The sequence below is a fragment of the Turicibacter sp. T129 genome (assembly GCF_025594975.1).
Lineage (GTDB): Bacteria > Bacillota_I > Bacilli_A > MOL361 > Turicibacteraceae > Turicibacter > Turicibacter bilis.
Genome location: NZ_JAMQUU010000091.1, coordinates 1 through 11094 on the forward strand (window position 1 = coordinate 1; position 11094 = coordinate 11094).

The 11094-nt window shown below is 33.8% G+C and carries 8 protein-coding genes; all 8 read left to right on the forward strand.

Going from position 1 to position 11094, the window contains the following annotated elements:
* Positions 1-268: 268 nt before the first annotated feature.
* Positions 269-1873 carry a CTP synthase gene (locus tag NEH75_RS12480; RefSeq protein WP_055305907.1) on the forward strand — a complete coding sequence of 535 codons (1605 nt, stop codon included), beginning with the start codon at positions 269-271 and terminating at the stop codon, positions 1871-1873.
* Positions 1874-2033: 160 nt separating this feature from the next.
* Positions 2034-4115, forward strand: coding sequence for a GGDEF domain-containing protein (locus tag NEH75_RS12485; RefSeq protein ID WP_055305908.1), 2082 nt, complete (start codon positions 2034-2036; stop codon positions 4113-4115).
* A 197-nt stretch (positions 4116-4312) separates the two neighbouring features.
* Positions 4313-5728 (forward strand): NAD(P)/FAD-dependent oxidoreductase, encoded by a 1416-nt coding sequence (locus tag NEH75_RS12490; protein WP_055245018.1) that lies wholly within the window; start codon positions 4313-4315, stop codon positions 5726-5728.
* Positions 5729-5814: 86 nt separating this feature from the next.
* Complete coding sequence (locus NEH75_RS12495) at positions 5815-7095, forward strand: adenylosuccinate synthase (RefSeq protein WP_055245016.1); 1281 nt, start codon at positions 5815-5817, stop codon at positions 7093-7095.
* A 900-nt stretch (positions 7096-7995) separates the two neighbouring features.
* Positions 7996-8277, forward strand: a complete 282-nt coding sequence (locus NEH75_RS12500) for a hypothetical protein (protein ID WP_055245012.1) — start codon at positions 7996-7998, stop codon at positions 8275-8277.
* A gap of 50 nt (positions 8278-8327) precedes the next feature.
* Positions 8328-8912 carry a hypothetical protein gene (locus NEH75_RS12505; protein ID WP_055305909.1) on the forward strand — a complete coding sequence of 195 codons (585 nt, stop codon included), beginning with the start codon at positions 8328-8330 and terminating at the stop codon, positions 8910-8912.
* A 61-nt stretch (positions 8913-8973) separates the two neighbouring features.
* On the forward strand, positions 8974-9666 hold the full coding sequence (locus NEH75_RS12510; RefSeq protein WP_055305910.1) for a response regulator transcription factor: 693 nt from the start codon (positions 8974-8976) through the stop codon (positions 9664-9666).
* A 12-nt stretch (positions 9667-9678) separates the two neighbouring features.
* Positions 9679-11022 (forward strand): sensor histidine kinase, encoded by a 1344-nt coding sequence (locus tag NEH75_RS12515; protein ID WP_055305911.1) that lies wholly within the window; start codon positions 9679-9681, stop codon positions 11020-11022.
* Positions 11023-11094 lie beyond the last annotated feature (72 nt).

The following is an 11094-nucleotide window of genomic DNA, read 5'->3' on the forward strand; positions in this document are numbered from 1 at the left end:
ACCTCCCCCTTCCAAGCTGACTGTGAGAGTTCGATTCTCTTCACCCGCTCCAATTCGAATAGTCGCACTCTTAGAGTGCTTTTTTTATCCCTTGTGAGAATTTAATTTTTCAAAAATTTCGTTTATATTCGACTTTATTAATATTTATTATTGTATTATTAAATTATATCTGATAATATATTCAAGAGCCCTAAAAAATGCTCTCCATTACGGAGAGCATATTTTTTTTTATCTAAAAACAGAAACTTATTAATGGGAGGAATAATACATGACAAAATATATTTTTGTTACGGGTGGAGTTGTTTCATCATTAGGAAAAGGAATCACAGCTTCTTCTCTTGGCCGATTATTAAAAAATAGAGGTCTTAAAGTTTTTATGCAAAAATTTGACCCTTATATCAATGTTGATCCAGGTACAATGAGTCCATATCAACATGGTGAGGTTTTTGTTACGGATGATGGGGCCGAAACGGATTTAGATTTAGGTCATTATGAACGTTTTATCGACGAAAACTTATCACAAAATTCAAATATTACTACAGGTCGCGTTTATTCTAATGTTATTGAAAAAGAACGTCGCGGGGAATATCTAGGTGCTACGGTTCAGGTTATTCCTCATATTACTAATGAAATTAAATCAAAATTAGTTGCTGCTGCTCAAGATAGTAATGCTGATGTTATCATTACTGAAATTGGTGGTACTGTTGGTGATATTGAATCTTTACCTTTTTTAGAAGCCATTCGCCAGGCACGTAAAGATTTTGGATATAATAATACATTATATATTCATAATACTTTAGTACCATATTTAAAAGCAGCTGGTGAAATTAAAACAAAACCAACACAGCATAGTGTTAAAGAATTACTTTCATTAGGAATTCAACCAGATGTTATTGTTTTACGTACTGAAGTTGATATTGAAGATCATGTTAAAGAGAAGATTTCTTCATTCTGTAACGTACCTAAAGAGGCTGTTGTTCAAGCAATTGATGCTGATATTTTATATGAAGTTCCTATGCATTTAAAAGCTCAAGGATTAGATGATTATGTATGTAAACATTTTGGTATTGAAGCGCCGGAAGCAGATATGACAAAATGGCAGGAGTTAATTGATACTGTTCGTAATTTAGATGGTGAAGTATCAATTGCCTTAGTTGGTAAATATGTTGCATTACCAGATGCTTATTTATCAGTAGTTGAGGCATTAAAACATGCTGGTTACCATTTTGGTAAAAAGGTTAAGATTAAATGGATTGATTCTGAGAGAGTTACAGAAGAAACAGTTAATGAAATCTTTGCTGATGTAGATGGAATCTTAGTACCAGGTGGATTTGGTAATCGAGGTGTAGAAGGTAAGATTTTATCTTGTCAATATGCGCGCACTAAAAATATTCCCTATTTTGGAATTTGTTTAGGTATGCAAATTGCTGCGATTGAATATGCTCGTAATGTTGCAAAATTAGAAGGTGCTAACTCTACTGAGTTTGATGAAAATACACCTCATGCTATTTTTGATTATTTACCAGATCAATATGAAGGTATTAAAATGGGGGGAACGTTACGTTTAGGTTTATATGATTGTTATGTTAAAGAAGGAACTAAAGCATATGATGCTTATCAATCAGTAAATGTTAAGGAACGTCATCGTCACCGTTATGAGTTCAATAATCAATATAAAACGATTTTAGAAAATGCAGGATTAGAATTCTCAGGAATTAATCCTCAAACCGGATTAGTAGAAATTATCGAAATTCCTGGACATCGTTGGTTTGTGGCAGGACAATTCCATCCAGAATTCTTATCACGTCCACAAAAACCACAGCCTTTATTCCGTGATTTTGTGAAAGCAGCTATGGAATTTAGTTTAGAATAGTTTAGTATAATATTTAGTTTATAGATTTGTAGTTGGATTGAGAGTAAGAGCTTTTTAGAATTAAAAAGTGGGCTCGAGATCTAACTACTTTTTTTATTTTATTGGTAAAAATATGATATAATTATGTGTGAAAACGAATTTATGGTTGAGGATGGGTAGGATGAAGAATTACTTGTTTATTTTTTTAATCGCTATATGTTCGATGATAAATAGTGGGGATGATTTTTGTATAGAAGCGTCTAGTGTTTTCAATAATTCTGATGAGGAATGGTTATTAGAAAAAAGTCAGAGTAAGTTTAAGATAGGGTACCCTTCTTCTATTACACCATTAAATTATTACTATTTTTATAGTTCGTTAAAGGGAGTTATTAATGATATTTCTCAAGAATTTTCTAATTTAACTGATAAGAATTTATCTTCATATTTAATTTCAGATATTGCAGAAAATGAAAGTTTATTAAAATATGGGATTATCGATTTATTTGTATCAGGTAAGATGGAGGCATATAAGGAGTTTTATTATAGCTCCCCTATTCATGAATTCGAGTATACTTTTTATGTGAATCAAGGAAATAATGCGAAAAATACAGAAGACTTGATGAAGTATAAAATTGGGATTGTTAATAATGATGATAAGATTGAAAAGTATTTATTATCTTTTAAAGATATTATTAGTTATCCAAATTATATGGCTCTATATGCTGGTCTTAATAATGGTGAGATTGATGCGATTTTTGTACCGAGAGATTTGTTTCAGTATCAAAGTTTAGTGCATGAGTTACGAGAGGTGAAATCAACGGAATATTTGTCATCGGCATGGTATTTTATTTCAGATGAACCTAATTTAATCTCAATTATAGATAGGATTATGTCTAAGATGCAGACGATGGAAAAGCATGCGGATTATTTCTTCAACCATCAGAATGCATTAATTGGGAAGCTATATAATTTAGATAAATCGACATATGAATGGTTATTTTATCGGCAACCTGTGATAAAGGTTGGGATTTATGATGTACCACCTTTTATGTATTATAATGAGGATGAGGATACGTTATCTGGGATGTTAGATTATGTTTTGAAGCAGATTCATAACAATTTTGGTGTCAAGTTTGAGTTTGTTTTTGGTGATTATGAAGAGTTAGTAGGGGCTTATCAACAGGGTGTGATTGATATATTACCTGTTTTTGAGATGGAGTCTAATGAGAAATTATTTTTAGAGGGAAATAATTATGAGATTTATCAAGGTCAGATAAATGCGTATGGGCTATTTAATCAAGTGATGTTTCAAGAGGCGGTGGGTACTAATCTTAATACAGTGCTAGGAAGTGTATCCAGTGAAGGATTTTTAAGAAGTGAGATGAATGTTCGAGTTGAAGATTCGATTAGTAAGTTACATGAGGGGCTAGTTGAAAGAAAGATTGATTATTTATTACTAGATCCTGTTTATTTAGATTATTTTGAACAGTACAATTTGTCGTATAAAGGAAAAATTGGTAAGTACATTTTCTCTTTAATGGTTAGAGATAATCAAAATTTTATGACATTATTTGATGCGATTAAAGTACATGATTTTGAAGATGATGAGGTGCGATTGAAGTATGAGATGGTCCTTTCAAGTGAAATGTACTTGTTTGAGATGTCTTCATTGAACCATGATTTATATTTGATGCATCAGCAACAATTTTTGTTTGCTGGAGGGATTATTCTATGTACATCTATTATTTTGGTGTTGGGACGTATGCGTTATTTGGATAAGAAGACGGAGCATTTGAAATATACGGATTATGCGACAGGACTTTTGAATCGATTAGGTTATATGAATCAGATGGATAAGATGATGAATAAGGGTGAGCCGTTTACTTTTGCGATTATGGATATTGATCATTTTAAGTCAATTAATGATACGTATGGTCATTTAGTTGGCGATCAAGTTATTACTTATGTGGCGAATGTGTTGAAGAAATGTTGTCCACAGAATAGTGTGATTTGTCGATTAGGTGGTGATGAGTTTGTGATTTGTATTAGAGATCATAGTAAGGAAGTTGCTATTTCAGTTGTAGAAAGTATTAGAGAAGATTTGAAAGGTTATAGTGAATATTTTGAAGTGACCGTTTCAATTGGGATTTCTTTTTATAGAGGGGAGGCCGTTGATTTAGAAAAGCTTTATCAGCAGGCTGATCATGCTTTGTATGAAAGTAAGAAAAATGGTCGGAATCAATATCAAATTTTTCAAAATTAGGGGATTGCATATTGAGATTTCTTTGATATAATAGTAACGTTAAATCCTATATAAAAAGGTGACAAAATAATGAAACTAACAAATTTGGAAACTAAATTGACAAATTTCATATATATTTTAAGTATCTAGCACTCTATGTTCGCATAGGGTGCTTTTTTGTTGGTATATACCAGATTTGTTTAAAGGAGTAGAGAGCAATGAGTAATTACGATGTTGTTATTGTTGGGGCAGGACCTGCAGGGATTTTTGCTGCATATGAGTTATCAAAGAAAAATAAGGATTTAAAGGTGGCTTTAGTAGATAAGGGGTTAGATATTTATAAACGTAGATGTCCAATTCTTGAACATAAAATTAAAAAATGTCCAGTAATCAAGGACCATGTAGGTTGTATGCCTGCTTGTTCAATTACGAATGGGTTTGGTGGAGCTGGTGCTTATTCGGATGGAAAGTTTAATATTACACATGAGTTTGGTGGATGGATGACAGATTATTTATCAAATGGTGTAGTAGAGGATTTAATTAGTTATGTTGATGAAATTAATTTAGAACATGGGGCAACGACTGATATTACGGACCCAACGACGGATAAGGTTCGTGAGATTGAGAAACGTGGATATGCGGTAGGATTAAAATTACTTCGTGCAAAAGTTCGTCATTTAGGAACAGAACAAAACTTAGAAATTTTAAAAAGCATTTATGAAGCAATGAAAGACCGTGTGGATTATCACTTTAAAACTGAAGTAAAAGATGTTATCGTCGAAGATAATGAAGTAAAAGGGTTATTACTTGCTAATGGAGAGACAATGAAGGCCAATCAAGTCTTTTTAGCACCAGGTCGTGATGGATCAGTATGGTTAAAAGACGTGATGAAAGGTCAAAATATTCCGATGAAGAATTTACAAGTTGACATTGGAGTACGCGTGGAAACTTCTGATATTGTCATGCAAGAAATCAATGAGCATTTATATGAAGGAAAGTTCGTCTATCGCACGAGTGTAGGGACTGTTGTTCGTACGTTCTGTTCAAATCCTTCAGGTCATGTTGTTGTTGAAAATCATTCAGGAACGATGTTGGCAAATGGTCATGCTTATAAGGATCCAAAGTTAGGAAGTAAGAATACGAACTTTGCTTTACTTGTTTCTCATACGTTTGAAGAACCATTTGATCAACCAAATGAGTTTGCTCATGAAGTTTCACATTTAGCAAACAAATTATCAAATGGATCAATAATTGTTCAAAAATATGGAGATATTTTAAGAGGGCGTCGTACGACGGCTAAACGTTTAAAAGAAGGATTCGTAGAACCAACATTAAAAGAGGCGGTTCCTGGAGATTTAGGGTTAGTACTGCCTTATAATACGATGAAGTCATTAATTGAGATGACGGAAGCGTTAGATCATGTAACACCAGGTATTGCAGCGGAGCATACGTTGTTCTATGGTGTAGAAGCGAAATTCTATTCAGCTCGTCCTGAGATTGACGATAAGTTTGAAACAAAAGTTAAGGGCTTATTCGTTGGTGGAGATGGAGCGGGTGTAACACGCGGACTTGCGCAAGCTGGAGCAAGCGGAGTTTGGGTGGCTCGTCAAATTTTAGAGCGCTATGAGGCGTAAAATTGATGAATCGTTTTCGCTAATCAATTCATTTAGATACTAGAAAAATTTAAATTTCATTTTGACAGAAAAGGTGGAGAGTTTTAATGGCAAAAACAGTTGTAGTTGTAGGAACACAATGGGGAGATGAAGGAAAAGGTAAAATTACCGATTATTTAGCTCAACAAGCAGATATCGTAGCTCGTTACCAAGGTGGAAATAATGCTGGACATACGATTGAGTTCAATGGACAACAGTTTAAGTTACGCTTAATTCCTTCTGGAATTTTTAATTCTGAAAAAGTAATTTTAGGAAATGGAATGGTTATTAATCCTGAGTCATTACTTGAGGAGATTGCTTACTTAAATGAAGGGGGAATTTCAACAGATCATATTCGTATTTCAAATCGTGCTCATGTGATTTTCCCTTATCATATTGAGTTAGATGGTCTTCAAGAAGAGTTAAAAGGAGATCAAAAAGTTGGAACAACTAAACGTGGAATCGGTCCTTGTTATACAGATAAATATGCACGTGTTGGAATCCGTATGGGTGAGTTGATGGATAAAGAAGTATTTGCTACTCGTTTAAAAGAACAATTAGCTGATAAAAATGAAATTTTAGCCAAATACGGAAAACCAACGTTCTCATTCGAAGAAATCTATACAAAATATTGTGAGTATGCTGACGTGATTCGTCCTTATGTAACGGATACTTCTTATGAATTAGATGAAGCATTCAATGAAGACAAAAAAGTCTTATTCGAAGGTGCTCAAGGGGTTATGTTAGATATCGACCACGGAACTTATCCATTCGTAACGTCTTCAAATCCATCAGCTGGTGCGGTAACAACTGGTTTAGGTGTTGGTCCAACTAAGATTGAAGAAGTTATCGGGGTTGTTAAAGCATATTCAACTCGTGTTGGTGAAGGTGCGTTTCCAACTGAAATTGAAGGAGAAATTGCAAATCGTATTCGTGAAATCGGTCGTGAGTACGGAACGGTAACAGGTCGTCCTCGTCGTATCGGATGGTTCGATAGTGTTGTTGTTTCTCATACTCGTCGTGTAAGTGGATTAACTGGAATTTCAGTTAACTTATTAGATGTATTATCAGGATTAGAGACACTAAAAATCTGTACAGCTTATGAATTAGATGGGCAAGTGATTAAATACGTTCCATCAACAATCAAAGAATTTGAACGTTGTACACCAGTTTATGAAGAAATGCCAGGATGGCAAGAAGATATTACTGGAGTAACTTCATTTGAAGAATTACCAGTCGCTGCACAAAACTACTTACGTCGTATTGAAGAATTAATCGGTGCAAAAGTAGCCATCTTCAGCGTTGGTCCAGACCGCGAACAAACAATCTTATTAAAAGCGTTATTCTAGAACAACTCTGCACTATGTGCAGTTAGTTGTTCTTGACTCCGCAACAAGCGGAGTTATCCTTTTTTGTGAAAGTCGTGAGAAACGAAGTAAGCACGACTACTACAAGAGGATTATTAGAAGCGAGAGTTTTCTTAATCGAGTGAAACTTTTGAATTAGAAATGAGAATTTATTTAGATACATACATAGTGAAAAAGATTTCACATTTTACGAAATAAGCTTAGTACATTCGTTTTGATGGTAGCCAGGCTAACTATAGTAGCGCTAAAATTTTTTCAGCTATGAAAAACTTATCGCTACTTATATATATTCTGAGATAGCGGTGGAGAAAGCTGTTATAAATGTCAGTAAAGTGAGTGATTTGAGTAGAGAAGGGGAAATCTCTACTAAGATTAATCAGTAAGAAAAAGTCATGAATCTGATGGGGAAGTCAGGTTTATGGTTATTGAATAGATGACTTTAGTGGAAGTGGGGAAGCTTCTGCTATAATTTAGCGTATCATTATCGTGAGGAAACGATGGTGATGGATTTATGAGTGAGAGGTTTTAATAGAAATGGGGAAGTTTCTACTAATATAATTTGAATATAGCTGAGAAGTTATGTTTATTTGAGTAAGAGCAACCTATTAGAAGCGGGGAAACTTCTACTAGGTTTTAGTGAGAAAACAGAATTTAATTGAATAAGAGTAGTAGTGAGAGTTAGAATTTTGAAGTGGATGGTAGATGGAAGGTGCTTATTAATAATGGGGAAGTTATTAATGGGTGGAAGGAACGTTTGTTTTATTTTTTAGGAGTAGGCTAAGAAGGTCAAGGTGGGAAATTTTATATAGATAGGCAACGCAATTTGCGTTGCTTTTTTTTCTAAATCATGTAAAATAGTGATGTTAAAGGGGCGTGATTTGGATGAAGAAATGGTATTATGCAATTTTTTTAGTTTGTTTATTTGTTTTTAATCAAGCATTTAAGTCTTATGTAGAAGTATATGGTTTAATTGAAGGAGTATTGGTTGGGTTAACGATTGCATTTTTATGTAAGCTGGTGTTTAAGGTAGTGACGAAGACGATTATTTTTATCGCTATTGTGTGTGGTATTTTAGTGTTTTTAGTGTCATCAGGTTATATTGAGTTACCAGCAGAGCTTGCTAATCTTTTTAACCTTTCACATATATTTCACAGTTTTTTCTAATATAAGAGGTTATTTTAAGTTATAATAATGGATGTAAAGGAGCAATAGTTATGAAGAAAATTTTAATAGCCTTAGTTGCAGTTATTGTTATTGCAGTAGGAGCAAATTTCCTATTCCCTTCGGTTAATTCGCTGACTGATTTTAAACATATTAACTATACAGAGACTTTTGATCAAAAGGAGTCAGAGTATTACGTTTATTTTTATCAGGAAACTTGCCCACTCTGTTTGCAGTTTAGTCCAGAGCTAGTGGCTGCGTATAATGAGAAGGATATTCCGATTTATGTGGTTGATGCTGCGGCAACAGAAAATAAAGCGGCTTGGTATGATTGGGCTGCTCATGATAAAAAATATACAAAAGTGATTGGTAAAGTTGAGAATGGGGTACAGGTTTTCAATGAAGGAGAATCGAGTGCGAAGTATCCATCGAATGAAGGATGGACAATTTCTACAAATAAAAATAATGAGCTTGTTGCTTATCATAAAGATGCTTTTAATAACCGTTCACCACAAACCGCAGAAGAAATTGAGATTTCTGGTACACCAGCGTTAATTAAAGTTAAAGATGGGAAGTTAGCGGGGTATGGTGAAGGGATCGATCAAGACCGTGCTTTATTGGAGACTTATGGACAATAATTTAAAAAAATCTTGCTTTAACGAGCAAGATTTTTTAACAGATTAATATGAGGTGATAGATATGAAACATATTTTCGTAATTGATGATGATGCAAATATTAGACAATTAATTTTAAGATATTTAGAAAAGGAAGGATATAAGGTTACAACATTTGAAAATGCAGATTCAGTGTTAGAGGCATTTAATGTGATGCAACCAGATGCCCTTGTTTTAGATATTATGATGCCAGGTACAATGGATGGGCTTGATTTATGTAAAAAGATTCGTACGGTCAGTCAAGTTCCAATTATTTTCGTATCAGCGAAAGATGAAGCGGTGGATCGTATTATTGGTTTAGAGCTTGGAGCGGATGATTATTTATCAAAACCATTTAGTCCTCGCGAGTTGTTAGTACGTTTGAAAATTATTTTCCGCCGTATTGAACCCGTCATGGCAACTGAACAAGAGACAACTCTTTATCAAATTAACGATGTAAAAATTGATGATTCAAAACGTGTCTGCACAGTGAATGGTGCTGAGATGTCATTAACAAATAATGAGTATATGTTATTATCTTATTTAGTAAAGAACAAAAATATTTCATTTACTCGCGAAAATTTAATTCAAAATATTTGGGGTTATGATTATGTCGGAGAATCACGAATGATTGATGATTTAGTGAAACGTCTTCGTAAAAAATTAAAAGCAATGAATGCAAAGGTTGAGATTACAACGGTTTGGGGTTATGGATACCGAATCGATGATAATTTATAATTAGGTGTTGATATGAGACTTGATCGCAAGTTATTTTGGAGTTATATTGTGATTATTTTAATCGCGATCTCCACGTCATTTACACTATTTACAGTGGCCTCTAATCAATTTTTAACTTATCGTTTAATGGATAGTATGAAAAAAGAGTTAGATTTAATTAAGGAAAACTTGATGATTTATAATACGGATTATTTTCACTCAGGACCTGTCATTAGAGATCATATTATGCAATTAGTTCAATCTAACTTGATTATTATCCAGGATAATACACTAGCTTTTACAAATAGTCAGGATCTTTATGATGAATTACAGGCTCATAAAGGGGATAGTTCATATCTAAATAAACATTATTTAACTGTTTCAGGTGAAACGAATATTGGATATACGAAGTTTGATATTATCTTAGTGAGTGAAAAAGGGATGATTAGTGAATTAAATCAACTAAATTTAAGTATCCTATTTATTACTTCACTGGTCAGTATGTTAATTGCTGCGTTTTTTGGGGTCTATGTTCAAAATAATATTTCAAGACCGATTCATTTACTGAAAAATAAGGTTCGAGGTTTCCAAGAAAGTATGGAGGCGCCTGAGGTAACCATTTATACAGGTGATGAAATCCAAGAATTAGATGAAGATATTGTTCGTATGGCGACATCGATTGTTAATAATGATCGTAAGCGCAAGGCATTCTTTGAAAATACGTCTCATGAATTAAAGACCCCCTTAATGAATATTCGAGGTTATGCGGAAGGATTAAAGGATGGTATTTTTTCAATTGATGAGGCTGCTGAAGTCATTGCTCAGGAGAGTGAGTCCCTTCGAACGTTAGTTGAGTCTATTTTATATTTATCTAAACTTGAAGATGCGACGCACGATCGTTATCAACTTCAATTGGTTGATTTAAATCAATTTTTAGATGGCTTTTATCATAAGATGGCAGGATTAGTAGCAGATAAGAATCTTGAATTTCAGTTGAATTTAGATAAATCAGTTCAAGTTAAAATGGATGATGATAAGATGATTCGTGCGTTATCGAATATTATTACGAATGCGGTTCGTTATGCGAAGACAGTGATCTCGATTGAGACGATTGTTGAGAATAATGTTGTGGAGATTCGTTTATTTAATGATGGAGCACAAATTGCTGAGGCAGATTTACCTTATCTTTTTGATCGTTTTTATAAAGGGGATAAAGGTCAGTCAGGTCTTGGTTTAGCAATTGTTCAAAGTATTATGACAACACATCATGGTACGGTTGAGGCGCTAAATGTTGAGGGTGGTGTATGTATGAGTGTTAAGTTACCCTATGTGGCATCTTCTAGCAAACGTCGATTAAATGAGATGAAAAAAGGTTAAATCAATAAACTGATTTAACCTTTTTTATGTGCGCCCGGCATGGGTATTATCTAACGGGTTAAAGTCCCGAGT